Origin of the sequence: Streptomyces nojiriensis, assembly GCF_017639205.1 — a bacterium.
Lineage (GTDB): Bacteria > Actinomycetota > Actinomycetes > Streptomycetales > Streptomycetaceae > Streptomyces > Streptomyces nojiriensis.
In genome coordinates this window covers 1,418,722-1,444,817 of sequence record NZ_CP071139.1, presented here as the reverse complement: position 1 = coordinate 1,444,817, position 26,096 = coordinate 1,418,722, and the positions used below count along the sequence as shown (strand labels likewise).

The following is a 26,096-nucleotide window of genomic DNA, read 5'->3' as shown; positions in this document are numbered from 1 at the left end:
AGCTCGTATACCGGCCGTAGACCGGCACTCCACGGCATGCTCCGCCGGATCGACGAGACCGGCCCTACCCGCCGATGTCCCGGCTGCGGAAGTCCTCCAACGTCTCGCGCCGGACCAGGGTCCGGGCCGAGCCCTCGTGGACCGCGATGACCGCGGGCCGTCCGACGAGGTTGTACCCGGAGGCCATGGACAGCTGGTAGGCGCCGGCCACCGGTACGGCCAGCAGGTCTCCGGGGTGGATGTCGCCCGGCAGTTCCACGTCGGCGGCGAGGATGTCGCCGGCCTCGCAGTGCCGGCCGACGACCGTGGCCGTGCGGGCACCGGCAGTGGACTGCCGGCCGATCAGGCGGGGCGCGTAGCGCACCCCGTACAGGGCGGGGCGGGGGTTGTCGCTCATGCCGCCGTCGACGGCGACGAACACCTTCTCGCCGGTGTGCTTGACGGCGAGCACCCGGTACAAGGCCACTCCGGCGGGCCCGACGACGGCTCGTCCGGGCTCGATGAGGAGCCTGGGGACGGTCAGCCGGGCGGCGGCGCAGCCTTCGACGAGCTCGGCGCGCAGCCGACGCGCCAGCGTGGTGAGGTCGAGGGCGGGTTCGCCGGGCCGGTAGGCGATGCCGTGGCCGCCGCCCATGTCCAGCTCGGGCAGGACGATGCCGTGCGTGTCACGGATGCGGGCCATCAACCCGACCATGCGGCGCAGGGCCACCAGGTAGGGCTTCCCGTCGGTGATCTGGGAGCCGATGTGGCAGTGCAGGCCGGTCAGTTCGAGCTGCGGCTGGCTCAGGATCCGGGCGATGGCGTGTTGCGCGCCCCCGTCGGTGAGGGACAGGCCGAACTTCTGGTCGTCCGTACCGGTGCGGATCTTGTCGTGGCCGCCGGCCGAGACGCCCGGGACCACCCGCACCATGACCTTCTGGTGCCCCTCGGGGCCGATGGCGGCCGCGATGCGGGCGATCTCGGAGGGACCGTCGATGACGATCCGCCCGACGCCGAGCCGCAGCGCCGCCGCCAGGTCGCGGGGCGACTTGGCGTTGCCGTGCAGCACGATCCGCTCGGGCGGGAACCCGGCGGTGACGGCGAGCTCCAGCTCCCCGGCGGAGCAGACGTCCAGGCCCAGCCCTTCCTCCTGCACCCAGCGCACCATCGCGCGGGAGAGGAAGGCCTTCGCGGCGTAGTGGACATCGGCGTCGGGGAAGGCGTCCCGGTAGGTCCGGCAGCGCCCGCGCACCTCGCCCTCGTCCAGGACGTAGACCGGGGTCTCGAACCGCTCGGCGACCTCGGCGAGCGACACGCCGCCGACGGCCAGGCCGCCGTGCGGGAGCCGCTGCGTGGACGCTGGCCATATGGACAGGTCGTCGGTGCCGGTGGCGACCTCGGAGAGTACGGCAGTGGTCATCGGACTTCCCTCTCAGAGAGCGCGGACCGCGATGTCGGCCGTTCGAGCCGGCACCGGGGTGACGGCGGGAGCGGTGAAGGTCGGGTCGATCGTCAGCGGGCACGCGCCGAGCGGGGAGGCCAACGCGCGGAGCGCGGACTCGGACAGCCGGATCCAGGGCTGCTCCGCGCCGAGCGTGGCGGCCAGGAGGTCGGGGCGGGTGAAACCGACGGCGGTGCGGTCGCCCAGAGGGGTGCGGAACATCCGGAGCACCACCTCCGCGGTCCCCGGCCGGACGGGCACGCAGAGGGGTCCGGCCGGGACGCGTTCCTCGGGCTCGGGGTCGTCTTCGTACTGGAACAAACACATGGGGCCCTCCCAGAGGAACCACGAGTGGCAGTGGAGGCCCCGGGTGCGGGGAGGCAGGCCGGGGCGCGACATCGAAGCTATCCCCGGGTTCCCGCACCTTTCGCCATCCCATGACGGGACCTTGACGACGACCCGCCGAGTCCATACGGATCGCTGACGGTCGGCGTCGGTCGGCGTCGCTCGCTGTCACGGGCCGCCCGGGGAGTCCGACCGCGTTGCACAGGACGGCAGCAGAAGCCCGCCTTCAGCGCCGTGCCACCCGGTATCGCCCTCGTGGGCCCGGCGGCCCGAGCTGGAATCCGTACACCCGTCGCGATGCCTGGCGGATTCCGCTGGACCCGCGCGAGCCGACTCCTTGAGCAACAGCAGGCGGCGCGTTCCCGCTGTCAGCGTGCGATCAGTGGTCCGTCAGCGGGCCCGGGCATCGTCGGGGTCATCGAGAACGACGACATCCATCCGATCAGGAGAACCCCATGAACGCCCACAGCACCGAGAAGTCCCGTACCGAGCCGGCCGCGTTCGTCGAGCAGGCCGCAACGAGGTTCGGTATCCCCGGCGTCACCATCGGCGTGTGGGCGGACGGCCGCGAGACTTTCGTGAGTCACGGAGTGACCAGCCTGGACAACCCGCTGCCCGTGGACGAGGACACGCTGTTCCAGGTGGGCTCCACGACGAAGACCTTCACGGCGGTGGCGCTGATGCGGCTGGTCGCCGACGGCCGCGTCGAACTGGACGCGCCGGTGCGCCGGTACGTTCCCGAGCTCGTCCTCGCGGACGAGAAGGCCGCGGCCGAGATCACCGTCCTGAACCTGCTCAACCACACCTCGGGGCTGGGCTGGAACATCATCGCCGACACCGGTGACGGTGACGACGCCCTTGCCGCCTTCGTGGCGAGGATGGCCGGGCTGGAGTTCATCGGCGAGCCCGGTGCCCGGGCCTCGTACAGCCAGGCCGCGTACAACCTGCTCGGGCGCGTCCTGGAGAACGCCACGGGCCTGACGTACGAGCGGGCCATCGCCTCGCTCCTGTTCGAGCCGCTGGGACTGTCGAACAGCTTCTTCGGCACCGCCGACGGCATGACCCGGCGGTTCGCCGTGGGCCACAACGCCGACGAGGACGGCAACCTGGCCGTCGCGAAGGAGTGGCGGCTCACCCGGGGCAACAACCCCGGAGGGGGTCTCGCGTCCTCAGCGGCGGACGTCCTGGCCTGGGCGCGGTTCCAGCTCGGCGACGGCCTCAGGGAGAACGGCGAGCGGCTCCTGCCGGCCGAGCTGCTGCACCGGATGCGGGAGCAGACGGTCGAGCTGCGCGGCAGCAATCTCGGCGACGGCTTCGGCATCTGCTGGTTCCTGCGCGAGGTGGACGGCGTGCGGACGATCGAGCACGGCGGTTCGGCCAACGGCCAGTTCTGCGAGCTGGTGATCGTGCCCGAGCGGAACTTCGCGGTCGTCGCCATGGCCAACGCGGGCCCGACCGGCATCCCCTTCAACCGCAGTGCCGTCCGCTGGGCCCTGGAGCACTACCTCGGCGTCGTGGACAAGGACCCGGAGCCACTGCCGTACGACGAGGCGCGGGCCGGGGAGGTCGTCGGGACCTACGAGAACGACGTCATGACGCTCACCGTCGCCGTCGACGGAGCGGCGCTGGCCATCGCGGCCGCGATCAAGCCGGAGATCCGCGAGGCGGCCGACTTCGAGATGCCGGCGGACCACGAGCCGGCCGACATGGGCCTGCTGCCCGGCGACGGCGACGAGTTCATCGTTACCGCCGGTGGACTGCAAGGGCAGCGCGGCTTCTTCTCCCGGGACGCTAGCGGTGCCATCGCCGGCATCGACCTCGGCGGCCGGATCTTCAACAAGGCACCCACCGCCTCCGCGTGACCGAGGCCCTCACACGGTCCTCGTCGCCCCCGGAGACGCGACGAGGACGTCGTCGTGTGGGGCGTGGCGACTGCGGCAACGGGGAGGGGGCCTCCGGCGTCGCCGAGTTCGCGACCGAGCTCGGCTGATCCCATGGTCCGGCCGAGCCGTTCGGGCGGGGTGGAGGCGACGGCCACGGCCAGGACGGCCAGGACGGTGAACAGCAGGCGCAGTCCGCCGGCGCACGCCGTCGGCGAAGACCGGCACGCTCAGCAGCCGGGCGCCTGCGACGGTAAACCGTCCGTCTGGCTCGAAGGTCAAGCGGAGCCGTGAGGGCCGAGTCAGGTGTGACGGGCGAGCTTGACTGCGGAGACGAGCAGGATCACAGCCAGGGCGGGGATGAGCACCAGGTCCGAGAACACCCCGAGCAGGAGCCCGCCCAGCACGGCCCCTGTGATCGAGCCGGCGATCATGACCAGGGTGAATCGCCGGTTGGCGCCGAGGACGGCGAAGCTGCCGTCTCGGCTGTAGCGGGCGAAGGCGACCAGCATGGTCGGCAGCGACACCAGCAGGGACATGCTTCCGGCCGTCTTGATGCCCAGGCCGAACAGCAACACGATCGTCGGAATCAGCAGCTCGCCGCCGGCGACACCCATGATGGCCGCGACCACCCCGATGCCGAAGCCCGCGACGACCCCGAGCGGCACCTGCGCGACCGGGGGGAGGGCGAGGGTGCCCAGGGTGGTGGTGTGGGTGATCACCAGGGCGGCGGCCATGAGGACCATCAGCGCGGCCAGCACCTTGTAGAGGGTGGAGCTGCGCATCCGTACCGCCCACGATGCCCCGGCCCACGCGCCCAGCAGGCTCCCGGCCAACAGGTTTGCCGCCACGGGCCAGTGCGCGGCGACTTCGGAGGCCGGGACGGCCGCCATGCGGGCGGGCAGCGCGACCAGGACCACGACGAGGCTCATTGCCTTGTTCAGGATGACCGCGGAGAGCGCGGCGAACCCGAAGAGGCCGATCAGCAGCGGCAGGCGGAACTCCGCGCCGCCCAGACCGATCATCCCGCCGAGCACACCGATGGCCGCTCCGGCAGCGAACACCAGGGGCGTCGAGTGTGTCGAACGTAGCGGGACGAGATGTCGGTCGGTGCTCATGGCGGAAATCCTTCCCGGTGGCAGGCTCTTCCGCGATGGCCCGGCTCCAGCTTCGGGGGAAGGAACCGGGCCCCGGTCCCGGATTCGTCCGGACCTCCGAGGGCCGTCCGGATCGCCTCATGGCCGCGGGCGGCCGGTGAGATGTTTCCTTCGCAGGGATGATGATCTGTTCCGGGACGTGGCCGGGCGGGACGGCGGACCCGTGTCAGCCGCCGCCCTCGAAGGGCCAGGCCTGGATGTCGCGGTAGTGGATGGGGCCGGGGCCGCGGCCGGTGTTGCTCCCGACGAGGTGGAGGCGCCGGGCGTCCCACGGGCGGCCGGTGAACGCGTCGAGTCCGGTGGCGGCCTCCACCGCGCTGGTGGTGTCGTGCCGGCGGGAGCGAGCCAGCGTCAGATGGGGGCGCAGGGGCCGCCCGTGGAAGGGGACGCCGCAGTCGGTGACCGCGGCGCGCACCTCGGCGGCGAGGAGGTGCAGCCCTTCGAGGTCTCCGCCGATCCCGGTCCACAGGACCCGCTCGTCGAAGTGCCCGCCGCCACGCAGCGCGAGCCGCAGGGGCCGCCGGGCCCGGGCGAGCTCCGCGAGCGGCGGCCGCAGGAGTTCGAGGGCGGTGACCGGGAGCTCGCCGAGGAAGGCCAGGGTGATGTGCCAGTCCTCGATGCGGTTCCAGCGCATGCGCGGGTACGCGGCGTAGGCCGGCTGCAGCCGCTGCTCCAGCTCTTCCTTCGCGTCGTCGGGCGGGGCCAGCGCTATGAACACGCGGACGGTCGCTGCCTGGGTCTTTTCGTTCACGAGGCCTTCGTATCCTGTCCGGGCACGTTCCGTCACCTTCGGCCCGGCGGGGTGCCGGTCAGCGGGCGCCGGGAGACCCGATGGTCACCACGCGGGCCCAGGCGGGCGGGGAGTCCGGCACGTAGTCGGGGTCGTCCTCGCTCCAACGGCTCCCCCGGTTCCGGTGGAAGAGGCCCACCACCGTGCGGCACGGCGGTCGCCTGGCTGGCCACGCCGTCTGTCCGTCCGTCAGGACCACGATCACGTCGGGCCGGGGGCCCGTGCCCAGGGCCTTGGCGAATCCCGTCCGCAGATCCGTACCCCCGCCACCCAGCAGCGGGATGCCCTCGCCGCTGCACAGCGGGTGCACGATCCGGGCCGCCGCGTCGCACGGCACCACGCTGACCATGTCGCTACGTCCGCCCACGGCGCGGGCGATCGCGGCGACCTCCAGCAGCGCGCTGCCCAGTTCGTCGTCGCTGACCGAACCGGAGGTGTCGATGACCACACAGACCCGGGGCGGTCTGCGCCGCAGGCTCGGGAGTACGGCGCCGGGCAGCGCGGCCGAGCGCCGGGAGGGCCGGGCGTAGCTGTAGTCCTCGCCCGCGCCCGCACCGGAGGCCGCCGACCGGACCGCCGCTCCCAGCAACTCGCGCCAGGGCTGCGGCGGGTGGAACGCCTCCTCGGCCCATCGGCGCCACCCCGCCGGCGTGCTCCCGGGACGGCCGTTGATCCCCTGCGCCACCCGGAACCGGACCGCGTCCTGCTCCTGCGCGGTGAGTCCGTGCGCGCCGTCCGGCCCCAGGTCCCACTCGCGTTCCAGGCCGTCGGCGCCGCTGCCGCAGTCCAGCCAGACCAGCTCCTGCGTCAGCGGTCCGAGCCTGAACTGCCGCAGGTAGTCCTCCATGAGCTCGCCCGGGTCCAGTCCCAGGTACTCCGGCGTGAGCGCCCCTTCGGGACGTACCAGCCCCTCGCCGTACGCGTCGTCGTTGATCTCGCAGTCCGCGGCGATGTTCATCCGCAGCCGTTCGCCCGGGCCGGTCAGTCCGCGTTCCCGGGCTACCCGGTCACCGCGCCCGTGGTGGTCGCGCAGCAGGTGGGACACCTCGTGGACCCACACCCCGGCGAGCTCCTCCACCGGTGTCCGGTCCACGAACCCCGGCGAGACGTAGCACCGCCAGTGTCGGTCGACGGCCATCGTCGGCACCTGCCGTGATTCCACGGTGTGCAGGGCGAACAGCGCCGTCGCCAGGTAGGGCCGGACCCGGGCGGCGTGCAGCCGGGCCGCGAAGAGCTTGTCGAGGTCCAGCGCCCCCGCCCGCTGTGCCCCCGCCCGCTGTGCCCCGGCCTGCCGGTTCCCCGTCGTCGGTGCGCTCATCGGCCGGCCCCCACCGGGTCCCCGGTCCGGGCCGCCGCCCGCTCCTGCGACAGGTCCGCGCGCCGCGACAGGGCCACCACTCCGGCGAGCCGCTCGATCGCCTCCGGCACGTCCCAGTCCTCCTGGCGCAGCGCGGCGAGGGTGGTCGCGGGGACGACCACCAGGTCGGGGGCTCCGGTCTCCAGCGCCCGGACCAGCACCGCCCACGCCGCGTCCCAGCGGGACCTGTCCGGGCGCTTGCGGACCGCCGCCACCACGCCGTCCAGCGTGGCCTGGCGCCGGTCCCCCCGCTCGGGCAGGTCGGCGCCCGCCGGGTCGGCGAGCAGCTCCTCGGGGTCCGGGAGGTCCATCCGGTCCAGAGCGGCCAGCAGCTCCAGCCCCGGGCCGTCCCCGACCGTGCCCCTGACCAGCATGGAGAGCACCTCCCGGGAGGAACCGGCCGCGTGCGCGAAGGCGAGCAGACGTATCGTCATGTCCCAGCTGCGGGGCGACGGCCAGGCGCCTCCCCGGCGGGTCTCGGTGCTGGGCAGCCGGTGCACGAGCGCGGGGCGGGTGGTGAGGAGCCCGCACACCGCACGGCGGGCGTGGTCCACGGCCGCCGGCAGCCTCCCGGCGTCCAGGCGCGGCAGTGTCGCCCGGGGCCAGGTCCCGCCGAGCCCGCGGAGCACGACGTCGTGGTCGTGGGTCCACTGGAGATGGACGAACCGGTTGGCCAGGGGCGGGCTCAGCTCCCAGCCGTCGGCCGCCGAGCCCCGCGGGTTGGCGGCGGCCACGATCCGTACACCGGACGGCAGTCGGAGCGAGCCGATCCGGCGTTCGAGTACGAGGCGGAGCAGGGCGGCCTGGACGGCCGGCGGCGCCGTGGACAGCTCGTCCAGGAACAGCAGCCCGCGCCCGGCCCGTACGAGTCGCACGGCCCAGTCCGGCGGGGCCATCGGGACGCCCTGCTCGGCCGGATCGTCTCCGACGACGGGCAGACCGGAGAAGTCGGACGGCTCGTGCACGCTGGCGATCACCGTGGTCAGGGGCAGGTCCAGGTTTTCGGCGAGCTGGGTCAGGGCCGCGGTCTTGCCGATGCCGGGCTCACCCCACAGGAGGACCGGCAGGTCGGCGGCCACGGCCAGGGTCAGGGCCTCCAGCTGGTCGTCGGGGCGCGGTTCGGTGGTGGTGTCGCGCAGCAGGGCCAGCAGACGTTCGGCGACGTCGAGTTGGGCGGGTGCGCTGGTGGCCGGGAACGGGGTGTGCGAGGGCATGGGTGATCACCTGTGTGGGTTCGTGAGGAACGGGTGGTCCGGAGGACCGGGGGAGAGGGGCAGCAGAGAGCGGGCGAGCGGGTGGGCGGGGGAGGGCGGGAAGGCCCCGGGTCAGCAGGCGTGTGCCTGGCGCGGGTGGAGCCGGTGGTCCGGTGGGCGGGGTGTCCTCGGGCGGCTCCGGCTCGCGGGGGGCAGGGCCAGGCCCGCCCGGAACAGCCCGTAGGTGATCCGCCGTAGCGCGGCCGCTTCCAGCTCGTCCCGCAGCGCCCCGGCGCGCAGCAGGGCGTCGGGGCCGAGCAGCCCTTCCACCACGGCCAGCGCCCCGGCGATGTCGCCGTGGTCCAGGCGTTCGCGGACCCCGGTGAGGCAGTCCGGCCGGCGGTGCGCCGCATCGATGGCCTGCAGGCAGGGCAGCGGAGTACCGGTCAGCGCGGCCAGCAGTTCCTCCCGGCGGATCTCGGCCGGGTCGTGGTCCAGTGCGGCCAGTACCCCGTCGACCAGGCCGATACGGTGCCGGGCGCCCCGGCACTCGACGAGGCGGGGCTGCCCCGCCCCGTCCGCGGTCCCGGCCGGCACGTGGTCCGGGACCAGCGCCGAGGCGACCAGCGGGTGCAGGCGCCCGGCCTCGATGGATCCGGTCCGGATCAGGTCCAGGTCGGGCAGGGTCCAGACCGCCGCGTCGGGCAGGACGGGCAGCGCGGAGGCGCTGCCGTCGGCGGGCGCCGCCGCGATCCGCGCCGCGGGCGGTCCCGGGCCGTCCGCGGCCGGCTCCAGCACCAGCCGCTGCCGGGCCCCCAGCCGCACGGAGACGCTGCCGGTGGTGCGGCCCTCGGCGCGCAGCAGGATCCCGGCCTCGGCGGCCCACCGGCCGACGGCGCACCGGTGCCCTTGCGGCAGCGCCGCGAGGAGCTCGGCGTCAGGTGGGGGAAGGCTGTCGGCGGGCGGCCGGTCGGCCCCGGACCGGACCCGCAGCTCGTCGGTCCTGCGGGCGTCCCACAGGTGGCGGTGCAGGTCGAGGCGGAACCGGCGGTCGGGACGGGGCCCGTGGCGCGGATCCCCCCAAGGGCCTTGCCCGGAGCGGGACCCGTCCCACAGGGCGAGGCTGATCCGCTGACCGCCGTCCGCCCACGCGGGCGCGGTCCTGGCCACGAGGTGCACGGGGCGTACAGGGTGGACGGCATGCGGGTCGTCGCGCTCGGCCGTGTCGTACCGGGCCAGCGTGACGGTCAGACCGGGGCGCAGCAGTCCGTCGGGAGCGATGCGCGGCAGGTGCCAGCGCAACAGGTCGGGCGCCAGGTGGCGGAGGTCGGCCCGGATCCGGGCCGCGAGTTCGCGGCCGCGCGAGCGTGCCAGGAAACGGAGGTCGAGATCGACGTCGACGCCTGCGGCGGCGCAGGCCCCGGCCCAGTCCCCGGCGGAGCGGCGGGCGGTCGCGGTCTCGATCATGGACGCCGGCACGGCGTACTCGCGTACGCGGAGCCAGAGGGAGAGGCGGGAATCCCCGTGCACGTTCTCGGTGGGCATCAGCGCTCACCTTGCGTGGACGGGACCCCCGATCTGTGAGGAGAGTGAATGGTCATCGTGTTGATCGTAACGCCGCTCAGCGGGATCGGCCAGGTGTTTTCCCGGGCCAGCGGTGGTGGTGCCGGTCGATGACGTAGTGGTGCCCGTGCCGCCAACCGCCCGTGGCCGGGCGGGCGTCGGCGAGGTGCGGGTGACCGGGCGGGAGGTCCGGGTGGACGTGTTCCAGCCGGTACGGGTCCCGGGCCGGCCAGATCACCGCCGCGGCCGTGGCGGCGCCCAGGGCCACGGCGCCCAGGACCAGGACGGTCAGCGGCAGCCCCGCCCCCGCGGCGAGCCACCCGGCCAGTGGGTAGGTGAGCAGCCAGCAGCCGTGGGAGAGGGAGAACCGGGCGGCGAACGCGGCGGGCAGGTCCGCGTCGGCGATGGAGCGGCGGATCACCCGGCCCCCTGGAGTCAGGACGGCGGAGCAGGCGGCGCCGATCGCGGCCCAGACGGCGAGGAGCGCGGGCCAGGACCAGGCGCGCGGGCCGGTCGCGGCGATGGCGGCCGCGGCCGCCATCGCCACCGGGAGGGCGAAGGCGGCACGGAGCATCACCGCGCGGTCGGCGGTGCGTTGCAGGAGGCGGGGCAGGCACAGCGCGGTCACCATGGATCCGGCGCCGTACGCCCCGAGGGCGAGGGGGACGGCACCGGCCGGGCGGTCGAGGTGGCCGCGCACCAGGGAGACGGTGTCGACGAGGACGACGGCTCCGGCGGCGGCGACCGCGAGGTCGAGCGCGAGCAGGGCGCGCAGCCGGGGCGTGGCCCGGAAGAGGCGGGTGCCGAGTACGGCCCTGGTCCGGACGCCGCCGGTCCGCTCGACCGGGGCGGGTCCGGGCAGCGCCGTGGCGAGGATGAGCGCGGCGGAGGCGAGGAAGCCGACGGCCGTGCCGGCGAACAGCCAGTCGTAGGTGACCAGGCTCAGCAGCGCCGTGGCCAGGACCGGGCTGAGGAGGCTTTCCAGGTCGTAGGCGAGCCGGGTCAGCGACAGGGCCCGGGTGTAGTCGCGTTCGGCGGGCAGGAGCTCGGGGACGGTGGCCTGGAAGGTCGGGGTGAAGGCCGCCGACGCCGCCTGGAGCAGGAAGATCAGGGCGTGGATCTGCCAGATCTCGGTGACGAACGGAAGGGCCACCGCCGCACCGGCGCGGGTCAGGTCCATGGCCGTCATCAGGGCGCGGCGGGGGATCCGGTCGGCGATCGCGCCGATCAGCGGGGCGATGGCGACGTAGGCGGTCATCTTGATCGCGAGGGCGGTGCCGAGGACCGCCGAGGCGCGCTCGCCCGCGAGTTCGTAGGCGAGCAGGCTCAGGGCGACGGTGGCCAGGCCGGTCCCGGCCAGGGCGATGACCTGGGCGGTGAACAGGCGGCGATAGGCGGCGTTGCGCAGTACGGACAGCACGGTCCCCGTCCCGGTCGGCGGATCGATGACAGCACGTCGGATTCGGTCGGATCCAGCGTAGTCAACATGTGCGCACCTGTGCACTTGTTGTGCGCCGTTCCGGGCGGGCCGGCCCGCCCGGATCCGGAAGGGACGGCCTACGCGAGGGCGTGGTCGTCGAGGGCGCCGAGGAAGGCGGCCGCCGCCGGGGTGCGGCCGGTTCGGCTCCAGACGGCGTACTCGACGCGGGCCGGGGCGTCGGTCACCTCTACGGTCGCCACTCCGGCGAGCCGGGGCGCGTAGGCCGAGGGGAGCATGGCCACGGCCAGGCCCGGTCCCACGAGGCGGGCGATGTAGTCGGCGCTGGTGACCTCGAAGGCGACGTCACGGGTGAGACCGGCGGCCGAGAAGGCCAGGTCGGACTGGACCCGTCCGGCCGTCCCGGCCGGCAGGTCCACGAACACCTCGCGGGAGAGCCTGCGCAGGTCGACCGCCGGACCGCCGGCGAGCGGATGGTCCGGCGCGACCACGGCGACGAGCCGGTCCCGGGCGAGCTCGCGGACCGCCACGCCCTGGGGCCGGGCCGTGGTCGGCAGTCCCAGGAAGGCGACGTCCAGGCCTCCTTCCCGGACCCGCTCGGCCAGGTCCTCGCTCGCCCCCACCCGGAGGCTGACGCGCACGTGCGGGTACCGCCGGCGGAAGTCGCGCAGCGCCCCGGGGACGTCGACCGCGGCGACGGTCGGGATCAGCCCGACCGCGAGCCGCCCGCGCACCTCCCCGACGGCCGCCGCGACCTCGGCGGCCGCCCGCTCGGCGGCGTCCAGACACTGGCGGGCGGCCGGGAGGAACGCCTCACCGGCCGGTGTCAGCCGCACCCGGCGGCTGGTGCGCTCGAAGAGCCGCGCGCCGAGTTCCCGTTCCAGGCGCGCGATCTGGTGGCTGAGGGCGGACTGGACGACCAGGCACCGTTCGGCGGCCCGGGTGAAGCTGTTCGTCTCGGCGACGGCCAGGACGTAGCGCATCTGCTGGAGCTCCATCGATCCATCGTGGATCACGATCGATGGGCTGACAAACATGTGTTGGACTCATCGATCCGGGCCCCATGAGACTCCCAGACATGACAAGTCCAGCCGCACGGGCGGCCCGTGGGAACCTGCCCCGCACCCTGCTGACCGCGCTCGCCCCCCTGACCTGGGGCACGGTCTACATCGTCACCACCGAGCTGCTGCCGCCGGGACACCCCCTGTTCGCAGGCCTGATACGGGCGTTACCCGCCGGCCTGATCGCCCTGGCGCTCACCCGGACACCGCCCCGGGGAGCCTGGTGGGGGCGCGTCGCGGTGCTCGGCACGCTGAACATCGGACTGCTGTTCCCGCTGCTGTTCATCGCGGCCGAACGGCTGCCCGGAGGCGTGGCCGCCACCCTGACGGCGGCCATGCCCCTCATGGTCGCCGTCCTGGCCGTGACCGTCCTGCGCGAGAGCCTCTCCGCCCGGCGCCTGGCCTGGGGTGCGATCGGCGTCGTCGGCATCGGTCTGGTGGTGATCGGCCCGCACGCGGCCTTCGACCCCGTCGGCATCGCGGCGGGCCTGGCCGCCGCGGCCGTACTGGCCCTCGGGGTGACGCTCACCAAGCGCTGGGGGCGGCCCCCCGGCATGGGCCCGACCGCTTTCGCCGGCTGGCAGCTCACGGCCGGCGGCCTGTTCCTGATCCCCGTCACCGTCCTCGCCGAAGGGCCGCCGCCCGCCGTCGGCCCGGCCGCGGCCCTCGGTTACCTCTGGCTCTGCCTGGTCTGCGGCCTGCTCACCTTCGTGCTGTGGTTCCAGGGCATCGGCAGCCTCCCCGTCACCTCCGCCGCGGTGCTCGGCCTGCTCTCGCCGCTCGTCGCCGCACTGCTCGGGGCCGTGCTGCTCGGCCAGACCCCGGGCCCGGTGCAACTCGTCGGCTTCGGGCTCGCGCTCGCCGCGATCGTGGCGGGACAGCTTCCGGCGCGTGCCGGTCAGTCGTGCGGCGGCAGGGAACCGAGCTGGTGGTCGGCGACGTTCAGGGCCTCGTCCACCAGCCGCCGCAAATGCCCGTGACCCAGGGCGTAGACGACCCGGCGGCCGTCCTTGCGGGTGGTGACCAGCCCGGCCAGCCGGAGTTTGGCGAGGTGCTGGCTGACGGAGGGGCGGGCGGCTCCGCACGCCTCGGTGAGGGTGGTGACATCGGCCTCGCCCCGGCCGAGGCGTTCCATGAGCGCCAGGCGGGTGCGGTCGGCGAGCAGGGCGAGCACGGACGCGGCGGCCTCCAGCCGGTCGCCCCGCTCCGGCGCGCCGGCCGGCGTGCCCGGCGCGATCCGCGCCTCGTGTGCACCTGCCGGATGCCTGCCCGCACTCATGCGCACATCGTAGGCGGCCCGGAGGGGCACATGCCCGGGCCCCGCCACCCCCACAGGGGGTCGACGGGGCCCGGGCACAGGCGTCGCGGCCGGTGTCAGCCGAGCGCGGGCGCCTCCTGCTGGGCCGGAGCCGCCACTTCCGCGCCATCGGCGCGAGCGGCCAGCAGCCGCTGGGCGAGCACGCCGAAGACGACGGCGAACACGGCCCACAGGACGAGCTGGACGGCCAGCGAGGCGACCCGGAACTCCCACAGCAGGGCCGCGGGGAAACCGGGCTGGACCGCGTCGCTGTTGTCCGGCAGGAACACGAACGCCAGGGCGGCGGCGACGATGAAGCCGGCGCCCGCGGTCAGCGTCGCGTTCCAGTTGCCCAGACGCGGTGCCAGCCGCCGCCCGAGGATGATCGCGCCGATGCCGAGCAGCACGCTGAGCAGGATCATCAGGAAGAACAGCGTGGTGCGCTGACCGATCGTGTCCGGATTGCCGACCGCCGGCGGGGTGGCCGGGTACTTCAGGAACGGCACCAGGTAGACCGTGGCGAAGGCGCCCGCCGCGGTGAGCGCCGCCGTGGCCCGCGGGCTGAACCCGCCGACGCGGCCGAGGGCGAACGAGAACGCGAGCGAGGCGATGCCGCCCAGCGCGACCCCGTAGACCAGGACGCCGGTGGCCAGGCCGAAGGTCGACTGAACCGGTCGGCTGACCAGCTCTTCCTCCTCCTCGGCAGCCTCGCCCGACGCGGCGTCACCGCCGTGCCCGGCGTGCGCGCTCGGGGCGCTCGCGGCGTCGTGGGCGGCCTGGGCCTCTTCCACGGCTATGGAGCCACGGACCGGCGGCTCACCGACCACGTAGGCGACCGCGAAGGCGAACAGCCCCGCGATCAGGCCCGCGAGCATGCCGCGGACCAGTAGTCCTCTCACAGTGGAGGCGTACATGTGCGCGGCCTCTCAGTGGCAGGGGAAGCCGAGCAGATGACGGCCGTCGTGCACCCACTCGTGCACGCCCTCGCCGGCGAACACGGCCGTGGCGCCCTGCTCGGCACCGACGAAGTACAGGGCGACGAGCATCAGGAGACCGACGAACAGCGCCCAGGGCAGCACCGCGCGCACCGGCAGCGGAGCCGACAGGGAGCCGGCGGGGGTGGATACGGCAGCGGAAGCGAGAGCCTCGGCCATGATGGAACCTCCTCGGGGAACAACGCGTCCCATACGGTGGTGCAGGACGACGGTCCTCGGGTCTGACTCGCCGCGCCGCCATCGTGGAGATGCCGCCGCAGCACACAGTGGCGCGACCATGCCGGATTCACACCGGGCTTCCGTCTCGCCGTCGTCGCTATGTGGAAATGTCGCCGTGACGGTACCGTGCGCAGCGCCTGCGGCCAAGACCGTGAGTCCCTGATCACACGCCTACGCTGCGGTAACGCGAATCCGGTGGGGTCCGTGGGACCTGAGGGGTCCGGAGTGTCCGTCAACTGGACCGGCAGGACTGCTAGAATGAACCCGCTGGCCTTCGGCGTGCGCGTCTCCGTGCATCTGTCCGGAGGCTTTTTTCATGCCTTCACACCGGACCACCAGCCCTGCCGCACCTTCCGCCACCACCGGCTACCGCGCCCTGCTCCGCAACAAGGAGTTCGGCGGCCTGTACATCAGCTTCACCCTCACCGTCGCCGCGAGCACTTTGTCCGGCTTCGCGCTCGGCTCACTGGTCAACCACCGGACCGGTTCCCCGTTCCTGACGGCCGTGAGCATGTACGGCGCCACGTTCGCGACCGTGCTCGGCGCGCTGACACTGATGTCCGTCGCGGACGGGAAGCGGCCCCGACGGACCCTCCTCCTGCTCCAACTCGCCTCCCTGGCGGGCATCGCCGCGCAGGCGGTCCCGGGGCTGCCGCTCGCGGCCCGGTTCGCCCTGCTGCTGACTCTGGGTTTCTTCCAGTCCCTCGGCACCGGCACCCGGCTGGGGCTGCTCGCCGAGGTCGTGCCCGGCTCCGCCTACGCGTCCGCCCGTTCGCTGATGAACATCACCTCGGGCGCCACGGTGATCACCGGCTATGCCGTCGCCGCCGCACTGCTGCGGCACCTGGGCCCGCACGGGCTCTTCGTCGCCGCCGCGGCCCTGACCGCCCTCGGGGTGGCCGCCGTGGCCACCACCGTCCGGGAACACTCGATCCGGCTCACCCGCCGGCCCGGGCTGCGCCGGACCTGGACGGCGAACGCCGAGCTGTTCGCCCACCCCGGCCGCCGGAGGCTGCTGCTGAACCTGTGGGTCCCGAACGGCCTGATCGTCGGCTGCGAGGCCCTGTTCCTGTCCTACGACCCCGGCCGGGCGGGCACCCTCCTCGCCGCGGCCTCGGCAGGCATGCTCCTCGGGGACCTGGCCGTCGGCCGGCTGCTCACCGCCGAGCGGCGGCGCCGCCTCGCCCTCGCCCTACGGCTGCTGCTCGCCGCCCCCTTCCTGCTGTTCGCCGTCCACCCGCCCGTCCCGGTCGCGGCCGTCGCGGTGTTCCTCGCCGGTCTCGGGTTCGCGGCCACCCTGCCCCTCCAGGAGCAGCTCCTCGAACAGACCCCCGACGCCATCCGCGGCCAGGTCCAGGGGGTCGAGTCGGCCGGCCGGATGACCTGGCAGGGCCTCGGCGCCGCCATCGCCGGAGGCCTGGCCCAGTACGTGGCCCCGGGTACCGCGATCGCCGTCGTCGCCGGGGTCTCCGTGGCCGTCACCCTGGTGTGCCGACCGTCCGCAGGCGCGGGGCCGGGGGTGCCGCAGGGCTGAGTCGCGCGTCCGTTATTCGAGCACGTGTTCGGTTGATGGGGTTAGGCTGGGTCCATGCACGCAGACGCAGTCCAGGGCCTTCAGGGATCCCTCTTCGACCAGGGCGACGAGATCCGGCTCGGTCCCCTCGGCGGCATGCGGCGGACCGACCTCGGGGCCGGGGCCTGGGTCGACCACCTGCCCGGCTGGCTGAGCGGCGCCGACGCGCTCTTCGAGCGGCTGGCCGCCGACGTGCCCTGGCGCGCCGAGCGGCGCCAGATGTACGAGCGGGAGGTGGACGTGCCCCGGCTGCTCGCCTTCTACGCCGAGGACGAGCCCCTGCCCCACCCCTCGCTCACGGAGGCCCGCGAGGTGCTGAGCGGCCACTACGCCGCCGAGCTCGGCGAGCCCTTCACCACCGCGGGCCTGTGTCTGTACCGCGACGGCCGCGACAGCGTCGCCTGGCACGGCGACCGGACCGGCCGCTCCCGGGCCGAGGACACCATGGTGGCCATCGTCTCCGTCGGTGACCCGCGCGATCTCGCCTTCCGCCCCCGCGACGGCGGTGCCACCCTGCTGCGGCTGCCCCTGGGGCACGGCGACCTCGTGGTCATGGGCGGCTCCTGCCAGCGGACCATGGAGCACGCCGTACCCAAGTCGGCCCGGGCCGTCGGCCCCCGCATCAGCATCCAGTTCCGGCCCCACGGCGTCCGCTGACCCACGGGCGGCTCAGGCGGCGGCGCCGGGCTCCTTCGTGGCGCGGACGGCCCCGGCCGCCGCGTGCAGCGAGCGCAGCGCCAGCAGCAGGATCCCGATGTCGTCCAGGTACACCGGGTCCGGGATCAGGTCCAGCGGCGAGACGGTGTAGATCACCGCGGCCCAGAACAGGGCCTTGTCGTGCAGCGGGATCCCCGCGTCGACCAGCAGCCGCCGGGCCGCGAAGACCCGTACGAGCAGCACGGCCGCGGCGATCGCGAGCCCCACCGCGACGACCGTACCCAGGGCGAGCCAGACCTTTCCGTCCATGGCGGCCCTATACCCCGAAATCAGACCGGCAATGCCTGGGTGGTGGCCGAGTCCGTTCAGGCGCCCTGTCCGCGCAGGCGGCGGCCGACCTCGCCCAGCCCGTCGGCGAGCGCATCGAGCTGCCCGGGGGTGAGGACGTCGACGAGGACCTCCCGGACCGTCGCCACGTGCCCGGGGGCGGCCTCCTCCAGCTTGGCGCTGCCGGCGTCGGTCAGGACGGCGAAGACGCCGCGCACGTCGGAGGGGCAGCTGCGGCGGCGGACCAGGCCGGCCTTCTCCATCTGGGTGACCTGGTAGGTCAGCCCGCTCTTGGAGTTGATGAGGCCGTTGGCGAGCTCGGTCATCCGCAGCTCGCGCCCCGGTGCCGCGGCGAGCCGTACGAGGATTTCGTACTGGGGGTGCGAGAGTCCGGCGTCGTCCTTGAGCTGTTGGTCGAGACGCCGGTTCACCAGGGCCGATGCGGCGAGGAAGCCGCTCCAGGCGCGCATCTCGCGGTCGTCCAGCCATCTCGGTTCAGCCATGGCCCCAGACTACACGGGTTGTTCCAATTTGAATCAATGGTTAGGGTCGGGGCTAGCGGTTCGAATTTGAACAACTCTTCCTGCCTCCCACCGGGCCGCCCGACCGGAAGGACCCCCCCCGATGACCAGCCCCTCCGTCACCACGACGAAGCCGCAGGCCGCCGCGCCGGCCGCCCGCCCCGAGCCCGCCGCCCTCTCCACCCCGGGCCACGACACCGGCCTGCTCCTCCTGCGCATGGTCCTCGGCCTGACCATGGCCGCGCACGGCTCGCAGAAGCTCTTCGGCTGGTTCGGGGGCGGCGGCATCAGCGGCACCGGCCAGTTCTTCACCGCCAGCGGCTACCCCGCGGGTGACGCCATGGCGGTCCTCGCCGGTCTCACCGAGACCCTCGGCGGGCTCGGCCTCGCCCTCGGGCTGCTCACCCCGCTCGCCGGGGCCGCCATCGTCGGCACCCTCATCAACGCGATCGCCGTCCACGGCACCGGGGCCTTCTTCGCCCCGGCGGGCATCGAGTACGAGGTGCTGCTGACCGCGGGCGCCGCGGCCCTCGCCCTCACCGGCCCCGGACGGTACGCCGCCGACCGCTTCCTGCCCGTCCTGCGGAGCCACCGCCTCGCGCACGGCGCCCTCGCCGTCGCCCTCGGCGTGGTCCTCGCCGCCGCCCTGCTCCTCGTGCGCAACTAGACGGCTTGGGTGCCGGCGGCCTGCGCCTGCTCGAACGCCTGCTCGCAGGCGGGAGTGCTGTTCGTGGCCAGGAGCGAGAGGTGCTCACGCGTGCCGGGCCTCTTCTCGTGCATGACCAGGAGGTGCCAGGTGCCCTTGGTCAGCGAAGACGCGACCGTCGGGGGCCTCTTCAGCCGCTCGGTGAGCTGCCATCGGCGGCTGGTGAGGCCGTCCAGGAGCGCGGCCCACCGTGCGTCGCCCACGTGCTCGTAGGATTCCCAGGCCGCCAGGCACCCAGGTACCAGGAGCGGTCGGGGCGGGGCCGCCGGACCCAGCCCGGCCGCCGCGGTCGCGGCCTCGAGGTCCGCCGTGACCTGCTCGACGGTCGGCCCCGGACCGGAGTGCAGGGGCTTCGACGAGGCCGGCTCCGCCACCCACCCGGAAGGCTCCGGGTCAGGGGCCAGCAGCGAACCGCCGATGACGAATCCCAGTCCGGCGAGCACGACGGCGGTTGCCTTGAGTCTCTTCCTGTTCCTCCCGTCACCGGGCGCGGCTTCGCGCTCGGTTTCGATGGTGCTCTCGGTCCCGCTCATGTGCGTCCCCCACCCCGTGCCGGTGCTGCCCGGCCCGTCGGGGCGGGACAGCTGTGGCAGGAGTTTCACACGCGCCGCACGCTGTCCGCCCCGGCGGGTCAAGTGGCCTGTCGGCGGCGGGGGCTGGGTCGGCCCTCCCCGCAAGTGACTGCATCCTTCGGCCTACCAGGGGCCCGAGCGCCGGGAACTCGCCCGACCGGCGTCGACCTATTCCGACCGGCCATACGGATTTGCGCCAACTCTCCTTGACTTCGGGTGGGTTGCCGGTGTGCTCACCTATGTTCTACGGGGCACATCAGTTCGCCCCAGGAGGTCAGATTGCAGTCCAGGCGCTTCTTCGCCTTTCACCGTGCGATACGCCGTTCCCACCTGCTCATCGCTCTCGGCCTCGGCTCCCTGCTGATCGGCCTGACCCCGTGGTTCGTGGTCACGAGCACGGCGGCGGCCGGCCGCGCACCGGCGCCCCGTCCGGCGCCCGTGCCCTTCGACCAGCAGACGGCGAAACAATCGCCGCACCACGGCATCGTCCCCGCGAACGCGATGGAGCCGACGGCTCCGATCCTCGACCGGGCCGGATGGACGGCCACCGCGAGCGACGAGGAGACCGCCGCCGAGAACGGCCGCGCGTCCAACGTCCTCGACGGCAACACCGCCACCATCTGGCACAGCAAGTACGCCCCCACCCCCACCCCGCTGCCGCACGTCATCACCGTCGACATGCACCGCACCCAGGTCGTCTCCGCCCTGATCTACCGTCCCCGCACCGACGGGCCCAACGGGCGCGTCGGTGAGTACAGCATCAGCCTCAGCCCCGACGGGCTGAGCTGGGCGACCCCGGTCGCCACCGGCACGCTCGCGGACGACGTCAGCCCCAAGACCCTCGGATTCGCCCCGCAGGGCGCCCGGTTCGTCCGGCTGACCGCGCTCAGCGAGGCGGGCGCCCGCGGAGCCTGGTCCTCGGCCGCCGAGATCGACCTGCTGGGCGACCCCGGCACCCCGGCGGCCACCGTCGACCTGTCCCGCACCGGATGGACGGCCACGGCGAGCGACGAGGAGACCGGCGCCGAGAACGGCCGCGCGTCCAACGTCCTGGACGGCAAGGACGGCACCATCTGGCACAGCAAGTACGCCCCCACCCCCACGCCGCTGCCGCACAGCATCACCATCGACATGCACCGCACCGAGGCCGTCTCCGCCCTCGTCTACCACCCCCGCTCCACCGGGCCCAACGGGCGCGCGGGTGCGTACACCGTCGCCACCAGCGCCGACGGCGTCACCTTCGGCACACCGGTGGCCGCGGGCACCTGGCGGGACGACGACACCGTCAAGACCGCCACCTTCACCCGCACCGCATCCGCCCGCTTCGTCCGGCTGACCGTGACCAGCGAGGCCGGCGGTCGCGGACCGTGGACCTCCGCCGGTGAGATCCGCCTGAGCGGTCCGTCCAGCCCGGCCGTCCACGGCTCCTGGGGCCGGATCACCGGCTTCCCGCTCGTGCCGGTGGCCACCGCCGCCCTGCCCGGCGACAAGCTGCTGGCCTGGTCCGCGTACGCCGTCGACCGCTTCGGCGGCAGCAACGGCTACACGCAGACCGCGATCCTGGACCTGAAGACCGGCAAGGTCACCCAGCGCCGCATCGACAACACCGGACACGACATGTTCTGTCCCGGCATCGCCATGCTCGCCGACGGCCGGGTGCTGGTCACCGGCGGCAGCAACGCGGAGAAGGCGAGCATCTACGACCCGGCCACCGACAGCTGGTCCGCCACCACGAGCATGAACATAGCCCGCGGCTACCAGGCCATGACCCTGCTCTCCACCGGCGAGGCCTTCGTCCTCGGCGGATCCTGGAGCGGATCCTCGGGTACCGACAAGGCCGGCGAGGTCTGGTCCCCGGACACCCGCACCTGGCGCAGCCTGCCCGGCGTCCCCGCCGCCCCGGCGCTCACGGCCGACCCGGCCGGACCCTACCGCGCCGACAACCACATGTGGCTGCACGCCACTTCGGGCGGCAAGGTCCTGCAACTGGGCCCGAGCAAGCAGATGAACTGGATCTCCACCAGCGGGCAGGGCGGCATCACCCCGGCCGGCACCCGGGCCGACAGCCAGGACGCCATGACCGGCAACGCCGTCGCCTACGACATCGGCAAACTGCTCACCCTGGGCGGCTCGCCCGCCTACCAGGACACCCCGGCCACCCAGCGCGCCTACACCGTGGGCATCTCGGGCAGCCAGGTCCAGGCCGCCCGCACGGGTGACATGGAGCACGCCCGTGCCTTCAGCAACAGCGTGGTCCTGCCCGACGGCAAGGTGGCCGTCTTCGGCGGCCAGGCCTATCCGGTGCCGTTCAGCGACGCCACCTCCGTCCTGACCCCCGAACTGTGGGACCCGGCGACGGGCGCCTTCACCCCGCTGGCCACCATGGCCGTTCCGCGCAACTACCACAGCGTGGCCAACCTGCTGCCCGACGGACGGATCTTCTCCGGCGGCGGCGGCCTGTGCGGCGACTGCGCGACCAACCACGCGGACGGGGCGATCTTCACCCCGCCGTACCTGCTCAACGCGGACGGATCCCCGAAGCCGCGTCCCGCCATCACCGCGGGCGTGCCCCCCAGGGCGGCCCCCGGTGCCTCGCTCACGGTGACCACCCAGGGCTCGGTGGCGTCCTTCGTCCTGATGCGGGCCGCCGCCGCGACCCACTCCACCGACAACGACCAGCGCCGGGTCCCCGTGGCGTCCACCGCCGTGGGAGGCGGCCGGTACACGGTGTCCGTACCCGCCGACACCGGTGTGGTCCTGCCGGGGACCTACATGCTCTTCGCCCTCGACGCCCAGGGCGTACCGAGCATCGGTCAGTTCGTCACGATCTCCTGACCGCATGAGCGGTGTCCGGGGCCTGAGCTGATTGGCCCCGGACATTCAGGGGAATAGCGCACAAATGACACAACCCATCGAAGACTACGCACTCATCGGCGACCTGATGACCAGCGCACTGGTCGGCCGCGACGGGTCCATCGACTGGCTGTGCCTGCCGCGCTTCGACTCGGCGGCCTGCTTCGCCAAGCTCCTCGGCGAGGAGGACAACGGCCACTGGCGCATCGCGCCCCTCGACGCCGCCGACGGCGAGCCCTGCACCCGCCGCGCCTACGTCGACGGCTCGCTGATCCTGGAGTCGTACTGGGAGACCGCGACCGGGACCGTCAAGGTCACCGACTTCATGCCCCAGCGCGAGGTCGCCCCCGACGTCATCCGCATCGTCGAGGGCATCAGCGGCACGGTCAGGATGCGCAGCACCCTGCGCCTGCGCTTCGACTACGGCCACGTCGTGCCCTGGGTGCGCCGCAGCGACGGCGACCGGGTCGCCGTCGCCGGGCCCGACTCCGCCTGGTTCCGCAGCGAACCCCCGGTCCGCACCTGGGGCGAGGCGAACAGCACCTGCTCCCAGTTCCCGGTCACCGCCGGCCGGCGCGTCGCCTTCGTACTGACCTGGCACCCCTCGCACCGGCCGCGCCCCGAGCCGTGCGACCCCTTCGAGGCCTTGGACCAGAGCCGCGCCGACTGGCGGGAATGGACCTCGCAATGCCGCTACGAGGGCCCCTACCAGGAGGCCGTCACCCGCTCCCTGATCACCCTCAAGGCCCTCACCTACGCCCCGACCGGCGGCATCGCCGCCGCGGCCACCACCTCCCTCCCCGAGGAGCTCGGCGGCGTCCGCAACTGGGACTACCGCTACTGCTGGCTCCGGGACTCCACCCTCACCCTCGGCTCGCTCCTGTCCACCGGCTTCCTCGACGAAGCCCGCGCCTGGCGCGAATGGCTGCTGCGCGCGGTCGCGGGCGACCCCGCCGACCTCCAGATCATGTACGGGATCGGCGGCGAGCGGCGGATCCCCGAGAGCGAACTGCCCTGGCTGCGCGGCTACGCCTCCTCCGCCCCGGTCCGCGTCGGGAACGCCGCCGTCGACCAGCTCCAGTTGGACGTGTACGGGGAGGTCATCGACTCCCTCTACCTGGCCAGGTCCGCCGGGCTGCCCTCCGAACGCCACGCCTGGCGGATCCAGCTGGCGCTGCTCGACTTCCTCGAACGCAACTGGCACCGGCCCGACGAGGGCCTGTGGGAGGTCCGCGGCCCCCGCCGCCACTTCGTGCACTCCAAGGTGATGGCGTGGGTCGCGGCCGACCGGGCCGTCCGCACCCTGGAGAGCGACCCCTCCCTGGACGGCGACGTGGAACGCTGGCGGGCCATGCGCGACGAGGTGCACCACGACGTGTGCGCCAAGGGCTACGACCCCGAACGGGGCACCTTCACCCAGTACTACGGCTCCGCCGAGCTGGACGCGGCGACCCTGCTCATCCCCAGGGTCGGATTCCTGCCGCCCGACGACCCGCGGGTCGTCGGCACGGTCGACGCGGTGCGCGCCGAACTCGGCAGCAGCGGACTGGTCCGCCGCTACAGCACCGCGGGTTCCACCGTCGACGGGCTGCCCGGGGACGAAGGAGCCTTCCTGGCCTGCTCGTTCTGGCTGACCGACGCCCTGCACATGACGGGTCGGCGGGAGGAGGCCCGCGCCCTGTTCGAGCGGCTGCTGTCCGTACGCAACGACGTGGGCCTGCTCGCGGAGGAGTACGACCCCCTCGCCGGACGCCAACTCGGCAACTTCCCGCAGGCGTTCAGCCACGTTGGCCTGGTGAACACCGCGCTCACCCTGGCGGGCCGGGCCTGACCAGCACGACGCCCTACGGGTCCCCGCCGGTACGGGAGGCCAGCAGCAGGGCGATGTCGTCCGGCCGGTCGGCGCTGTTGCCCGCCTCGCTGATCAGCCGGTCGGCGGTCTCGGTCAGCGGGGACGGCCGGGCCGCCTCCAGGGCCGTCCGCAGCCGTTCCACCCCGATGTCGATGTCGAGGCCCGGCTTCTCCACCAGCCCGTCCGTGTACAGGGCGAGGACCGAGCCCGTCGTCAGCCGCAGCTCCGTGACCGGGTACGAGGCCTCCGGGTCGATGCCGAGCACCACCCCGCCCGCCAGGTCCAGCACCTCGGTCCGGCCGTCCGGGTGGCGCAGCAGCGGCTGGGGGTGCCCGGCCCGGGCGGCCGTCACGGAGCCCGACGCCGGGTCGAGCAACATGTAGCAGCAGCTGGCGAACTGGCCCGGATCCAGGTCGATGAGCAGCTGGTTGGTGCCGCTCACCACCTGCTCCGGGGTGCTGCCGCTGAGCGCGAAGGCCCGGACCGCGCTGCGCAGCTGGCCCATGGTCGCCGCGGCCGCCACACCGTGGCCCTGGACGTCCCCGATGACCAGGGCCAGCAGGCCCGTGCCCGTCTCGACGACGTCGTACCAGTCGCCGCCGACGTCCATGCCCAGGGTCCCGGGGAGGTAGCGGCCGACGGTGTCGACGTGCTCGCGCACCGGCAGCCGGTGCGGCAGCAGGGCCGACTGCAGACCGCGGGCGAGCTCCACCTCGCTGTCGTAGCGCCGGGCCCGCGCGAGCGCCTGCGCGATCAGACCGGCCAGCGCCGTGAGCACCGTACGCTCCTCCGGGCTGAAGCCGCGGGGCGAGTCGAAGCCGAGGATGCACGAGCCGACCGGCCGGCCGGAGGCGATCAGCGGCAGGAAGGCGCGGGCGCCGACATCGGCGTCCAGAGGAATGCCCGGATAGGCGGCGGCCAGGTGCTGCATCGACTCGAAGAACATGGGCCGGCCCGTCGTCAGCGTCTCCACGCCCGGCAGCCGGACGTCGAGGGAGACCCCGTCGAACCGGTTGAGGAAGCCCCGCGGGAAACCGGTCTCCCAGGCCAGGTACAGGTGCCGCTCGTCCAGCAGGTAGATCGCCAGCTGGCGACCGCCGAAGGCCGGCAGCAGTTCCTCGGTGACCACGGCCGACACCTGCCGGGCCGTGACCGCCTCGGTCAGCGCGATGGCGAGGGCCACCGGCCGGTACAGCGACGAGGCCTCGTCGGCGGACACGTCGAGGTCCGCGTACGCGTCCACCTCGGCGTCCACACCGGAGTCCACGGCCGCGACCGGGTCGGGCCGGGCCCGTGACTGGGGCGCGTAGGCCGGTTTCGCGGAGGTGCCCAGTGTCAGGGTCACGCCGTCGGCCGCGGGGTACAGGTCGACCGACAGCCACTGCCCGGGCGCGTGCCGGCCGCGCCGGGCGGGGAAGTGCACCGGCTCGCCGGACATGAAGCCGGCCCGGAAGTGGTCCTCGTAGGCGGGCTGCCCGAGCCACGGCAGCGCCTCCCACAGCAGCCTTCCCCGCAGCTGGGGCCCGTCGAGGCCGAGCAGCTCCTCCGCAGCGGTGTTCACGTAGCCGATCCGGCCCTCCCGGTCCAGGGAGAGCACCGCCTGCGCGAGCCGGTCCGCGGCCCTGCGGGCGCCCTCGGCCCCGGCCTCGGGAGGCGGCGCCGGCACGCCCACCGGGTCGCCCTCCCACAGCGTCCGCGCCCCGGCCGCCGCGAGCGCGGCGAGGTCGGCGGCCAGCTGCTCCGCGGTCCGTCGCAGCCGTTCGCGGTCCGCGGTCCCGACCGGGATCCCCGGGGTGGCCTCGCGCAGCACCACCAGGACGCCGAACCGTTCCGTCCCGGCGGTCACCGGCTCGTACAGCGAGCCGAAGGGGAACGGCAGCCCGGCCATCAGCTGCGGGAAGCGGCTCATGGCCGACTCCGCGTCGGGCAGGTGCACGGCCCGCCCGGAGCGGTAGGCCTCGGCGATCGGGTACGGGCGGTTCACCTGCATCCGCCACCAGGGCCGGAACAGCTGCAGCGGCAGCCCGGTGAACACGGCCATCAGGAGCAGCCCGCTGGTGGGGGAGCGCAGGTAGACGCCGGCCGCGTACCCACCGACGGCCTCCATCGCGTTCACGGCGGCCCGTGCGAGCACCTGGGCCGTCGCATCAGGGGCATCCGTGGTGTCGGGCGCGGCGCCGGCGCTGTCCGCTCTCGCCATCACACAGCAAGGATGCGCCCTCGGCGGCGACACCTGCATCCTGGCTGGTCGCGGCCGTGCCGCGGCCGATAGGCCGACCGCTTCCCTCGTCCGGGGGACGCACGGGTGTGCGGCCCACCC

Annotated in this window: 23 protein-coding genes; 7 read left to right on the top strand and 16 right to left on the bottom strand. The window is 73.7% G+C overall.

Annotation, left to right across the window (positions count from 1 at the left end; genetic code table 11):
- Window positions 1-64 precede the first annotated feature (64 nt).
- Together lysA and JYK04_RS06990 are read right to left on the bottom strand one after the other, a co-directional pair.
- Entirely contained in the window at window positions 65-1,399 is a 1,335-nt protein-coding gene (lysA, locus tag JYK04_RS06995; protein WP_189734009.1) for a diaminopimelate decarboxylase, read from the bottom strand.
- 12 nt (window positions 1,400-1,411) lie between these two features.
- Window positions 1,412-1,747 carry an SAV_915 family protein gene (locus JYK04_RS06990; RefSeq protein WP_189734007.1) on the bottom strand — a complete coding sequence of 112 codons (336 nt, stop codon included), beginning with the start codon at window positions 1,745-1,747 and terminating at the stop codon, window positions 1,412-1,414.
- Window positions 1,748-2,220: 473 nt separating this feature from the next.
- On the opposite strand from JYK04_RS06990, the gene JYK04_RS06985 reads away from it, so the two are divergent.
- A complete protein-coding gene (locus tag JYK04_RS06985; RefSeq protein WP_189734005.1) occupies window positions 2,221-3,627 on the top strand; it encodes a serine hydrolase domain-containing protein in 1,407 nt (468 codons plus the stop codon).
- 320 nt (window positions 3,628-3,947) lie between these two features.
- Here JYK04_RS06985 and JYK04_RS06980 read toward each other — a convergent pair whose 3' ends face one another.
- From JYK04_RS06980 to JYK04_RS06950, 7 genes are all read right to left on the bottom strand, one after another.
- Entirely contained in the window at window positions 3,948-4,763 is an 816-nt protein-coding gene (locus tag JYK04_RS06980) for a sulfite exporter TauE/SafE family protein (protein WP_189734003.1), read from the bottom strand.
- 205 nt (window positions 4,764-4,968) lie between these two features.
- Window positions 4,969-5,553 (bottom strand): RNA 2',3'-cyclic phosphodiesterase, encoded by a 585-nt coding sequence (gene thpR, locus JYK04_RS06975; protein WP_189734001.1) that lies wholly within the window; start codon window positions 5,551-5,553, stop codon window positions 4,969-4,971.
- A gap of 58 nt (window positions 5,554-5,611) precedes the next feature.
- Entirely contained in the window at window positions 5,612-6,910 is a 1,299-nt protein-coding gene (locus tag JYK04_RS06970) for a vWA domain-containing protein (RefSeq protein WP_189733999.1), read from the bottom strand.
- Window positions 6,907-8,163: an AAA family ATPase gene (locus JYK04_RS06965; RefSeq protein ID WP_189733997.1), complete on the bottom strand. Its 1,257-nt coding sequence runs from the start codon at window positions 8,161-8,163 to the stop codon at window positions 6,907-6,909. The genes JYK04_RS06970 and JYK04_RS06965 overlap by 4 nt, the downstream gene beginning before the upstream one ends.
- A gap of 111 nt (window positions 8,164-8,274) precedes the next feature.
- Window positions 8,275-9,687, bottom strand: coding sequence for a hypothetical protein (locus JYK04_RS06960; protein WP_189733995.1), 1,413 nt, complete (start codon window positions 9,685-9,687; stop codon window positions 8,275-8,277).
- Between the two features lie 76 nt (window positions 9,688-9,763).
- Window positions 9,764-11,125, bottom strand: coding sequence for an MFS transporter (locus JYK04_RS06955; RefSeq protein WP_189733993.1), 1,362 nt, complete (start codon window positions 11,123-11,125; stop codon window positions 9,764-9,766).
- 137 nt (window positions 11,126-11,262) lie between these two features.
- On the bottom strand, window positions 11,263-12,141 hold the full coding sequence (locus tag JYK04_RS06950; protein WP_189733991.1) for a LysR family transcriptional regulator: 879 nt from the start codon (window positions 12,139-12,141) through the stop codon (window positions 11,263-11,265).
- Between the two features lie 80 nt (window positions 12,142-12,221).
- Here JYK04_RS06950 and JYK04_RS06945 point away from each other — a divergent pair, with 80 nt between their 5' ends.
- Window positions 12,222-13,184 (top strand): EamA family transporter, encoded by a 963-nt coding sequence (locus tag JYK04_RS06945; RefSeq protein WP_189733989.1) that lies wholly within the window; start codon window positions 12,222-12,224, stop codon window positions 13,182-13,184.
- Here JYK04_RS06945 and JYK04_RS06940 read toward each other — a convergent pair.
- The 3 genes from JYK04_RS06940 to JYK04_RS06930 all read right to left on the bottom strand — a co-directional run bounded on the left by JYK04_RS06940 (window position 13,103) and on the right by JYK04_RS06930 (window position 14,655).
- Window positions 13,103-13,483 carry an ArsR/SmtB family transcription factor gene (locus JYK04_RS06940; protein ID WP_189733987.1) on the bottom strand — a complete coding sequence of 127 codons (381 nt, stop codon included), beginning with the start codon at window positions 13,481-13,483 and terminating at the stop codon, window positions 13,103-13,105. The two genes, JYK04_RS06945 and JYK04_RS06940, sit on opposite strands and share 82 nt — an antisense overlap.
- 95 nt (window positions 13,484-13,578) lie before the next feature.
- A complete protein-coding gene (locus JYK04_RS06935) occupies window positions 13,579-14,415 on the bottom strand; it encodes a CbtA family protein (RefSeq protein ID WP_189733985.1) in 837 nt (278 codons plus the stop codon).
- 12 nt (window positions 14,416-14,427) lie between these two features.
- Window positions 14,428-14,655: a CbtB domain-containing protein gene (locus JYK04_RS06930; protein WP_189733983.1), complete on the bottom strand. Its 228-nt coding sequence runs from the start codon at window positions 14,653-14,655 to the stop codon at window positions 14,428-14,430.
- Between the two features lie 376 nt (window positions 14,656-15,031).
- Here JYK04_RS06930 and JYK04_RS06925 point away from each other — a divergent pair, with 376 nt between their 5' ends.
- A complete protein-coding gene (locus JYK04_RS06925; RefSeq protein WP_189733980.1) occupies window positions 15,032-16,249 on the top strand; it encodes an MFS transporter in 1,218 nt (405 codons plus the stop codon).
- Window positions 16,250-16,303: 54 nt separating this feature from the next.
- Complete coding sequence (locus JYK04_RS06920; RefSeq protein WP_189733978.1) at window positions 16,304-16,945, top strand: alpha-ketoglutarate-dependent dioxygenase AlkB; 642 nt, start codon at window positions 16,304-16,306, stop codon at window positions 16,943-16,945.
- Window positions 16,946-16,957: 12 nt separating this feature from the next.
- Here the strand turns inward: JYK04_RS06920 and JYK04_RS06915 are convergent, their stop codons facing one another.
- Window positions 16,958-17,254 (bottom strand): YkvA family protein, encoded by a 297-nt coding sequence (locus JYK04_RS06915; protein WP_189733976.1) that lies wholly within the window; start codon window positions 17,252-17,254, stop codon window positions 16,958-16,960.
- A 56-nt stretch (window positions 17,255-17,310) separates the two neighbouring features.
- Window positions 17,311-17,775 carry a MarR family winged helix-turn-helix transcriptional regulator gene (locus JYK04_RS06910; protein WP_189733974.1) on the bottom strand — a complete coding sequence of 155 codons (465 nt, stop codon included), beginning with the start codon at window positions 17,773-17,775 and terminating at the stop codon, window positions 17,311-17,313.
- Window positions 17,776-17,896: 121 nt separating this feature from the next.
- Between JYK04_RS06910 and JYK04_RS06905 the strand changes: the two genes are divergently transcribed.
- A complete protein-coding gene (locus tag JYK04_RS06905) occupies window positions 17,897-18,460 on the top strand; it encodes a DoxX family membrane protein (RefSeq protein ID WP_189733972.1) in 564 nt (187 codons plus the stop codon).
- Here JYK04_RS06905 and JYK04_RS06900 read toward each other — a convergent pair.
- Window positions 18,457-19,032 carry a hypothetical protein gene (locus JYK04_RS06900; RefSeq protein ID WP_189733970.1) on the bottom strand — a complete coding sequence of 192 codons (576 nt, stop codon included), beginning with the start codon at window positions 19,030-19,032 and terminating at the stop codon, window positions 18,457-18,459. The two genes, JYK04_RS06905 and JYK04_RS06900, sit on opposite strands and share 4 nt — an antisense overlap.
- A gap of 318 nt (window positions 19,033-19,350) precedes the next feature.
- On the opposite strand from JYK04_RS06900, the gene JYK04_RS06895 reads away from it, so the two are divergent.
- Together JYK04_RS06895 and JYK04_RS06890 are read left to right on the top strand one after the other, a co-directional pair.
- The gene (locus JYK04_RS06895) at window positions 19,351-21,906 is read left to right on the top strand and encodes a galactose oxidase family protein (RefSeq protein WP_229875030.1); all 2,556 of its coding nucleotides are present in this window, start codon (window positions 19,351-19,353) and stop codon (window positions 21,904-21,906) included.
- Between the two features lie 64 nt (window positions 21,907-21,970).
- On the top strand, window positions 21,971-23,755 hold the full coding sequence (locus JYK04_RS06890; RefSeq protein WP_189733968.1) for a glycoside hydrolase family 15 protein: 1,785 nt from the start codon (window positions 21,971-21,973) through the stop codon (window positions 23,753-23,755).
- Between the two features lie 13 nt (window positions 23,756-23,768).
- Here JYK04_RS06890 and JYK04_RS06885 read toward each other — a convergent pair whose 3' ends face one another.
- Window positions 23,769-25,976 carry a SpoIIE family protein phosphatase gene (locus JYK04_RS06885; RefSeq protein ID WP_373297377.1) on the bottom strand — a complete coding sequence of 736 codons (2,208 nt, stop codon included), beginning with the start codon at window positions 25,974-25,976 and terminating at the stop codon, window positions 23,769-23,771.
- Window positions 25,977-26,096: the final 120 nt, after the last annotated feature.

Bases quoted from the DNA above. Each gene is read 5' to 3' on its own strand.
- JYK04_RS06915 (WP_189733976.1), bottom strand. From the start codon at position 17,254: ATGGACGGAAAGGTCTGGCTCGCCCTGGGTACGGTCGTCGCGGTGGGG.
- JYK04_RS06920 (WP_189733978.1), top strand. From the start codon at position 16,304: ATGCACGCAGACGCAGTCCAGGGCCTTCAGGGATCCCTCTTCGACCAG.
- JYK04_RS06985 (WP_189734005.1), top strand. From the start codon at position 2,221: ATGAACGCCCACAGCACCGAGAAGTCCCGTACCGAGCCGGCCGCGTTC.
- JYK04_RS06890 (WP_189733968.1), top strand. From the start codon at position 21,971: ATGACACAACCCATCGAAGACTACGCACTCATCGGCGACCTGATGACC.
- JYK04_RS06930 (WP_189733983.1), bottom strand. From the start codon at position 14,655: ATGGCCGAGGCTCTCGCTTCCGCTGCCGTATCCACCCCCGCCGGCTCC.
- JYK04_RS06980 (WP_189734003.1), bottom strand. From the start codon at position 4,763: ATGAGCACCGACCGACATCTCGTCCCGCTACGTTCGACACACTCGACG.
- JYK04_RS06900 (WP_189733970.1), bottom strand. From the start codon at position 19,032: ATGAGCGGGACCGAGAGCACCATCGAAACCGAGCGCGAAGCCGCGCCC.
- JYK04_RS06945 (WP_189733989.1), top strand. From the start codon at position 12,222: ATGACAAGTCCAGCCGCACGGGCGGCCCGTGGGAACCTGCCCCGCACC.
- JYK04_RS06905 (WP_189733972.1), top strand. From the start codon at position 17,897: ATGACCAGCCCCTCCGTCACCACGACGAAGCCGCAGGCCGCCGCGCCG.
- JYK04_RS06885 (WP_373297377.1), bottom strand. From the start codon at position 25,976: ATGGCGAGAGCGGACAGCGCCGGCGCCGCGCCCGACACCACGGATGCC.
- JYK04_RS06965 (WP_189733997.1), bottom strand. From the start codon at position 8,163: ATGCCCTCGCACACCCCGTTCCCGGCCACCAGCGCACCCGCCCAACTC.
- JYK04_RS06910 (WP_189733974.1), bottom strand. From the start codon at position 17,775: ATGGCTGAACCGAGATGGCTGGACGACCGCGAGATGCGCGCCTGGAGC.
- JYK04_RS06950 (WP_189733991.1), bottom strand. From the start codon at position 12,141: ATGGAGCTCCAGCAGATGCGCTACGTCCTGGCCGTCGCCGAGACGAAC.
- JYK04_RS06960 (WP_189733995.1), bottom strand. From the start codon at position 9,687: ATGCCCACCGAGAACGTGCACGGGGATTCCCGCCTCTCCCTCTGGCTC.
- JYK04_RS06970 (WP_189733999.1), bottom strand. From the start codon at position 6,910: ATGAGCGCACCGACGACGGGGAACCGGCAGGCCGGGGCACAGCGGGCG.
- JYK04_RS06925 (WP_189733980.1), top strand. From the start codon at position 15,032: ATGCCTTCACACCGGACCACCAGCCCTGCCGCACCTTCCGCCACCACC.
- JYK04_RS06990 (WP_189734007.1), bottom strand. From the start codon at position 1,747: ATGTGTTTGTTCCAGTACGAAGACGACCCCGAGCCCGAGGAACGCGTC.
- JYK04_RS06940 (WP_189733987.1), bottom strand. From the start codon at position 13,483: ATGAGTGCGGGCAGGCATCCGGCAGGTGCACACGAGGCGCGGATCGCG.
- JYK04_RS06935 (WP_189733985.1), bottom strand. From the start codon at position 14,415: ATGTACGCCTCCACTGTGAGAGGACTACTGGTCCGCGGCATGCTCGCG.
- lysA (WP_189734009.1), bottom strand. From the start codon at position 1,399: ATGACCACTGCCGTACTCTCCGAGGTCGCCACCGGCACCGACGACCTG.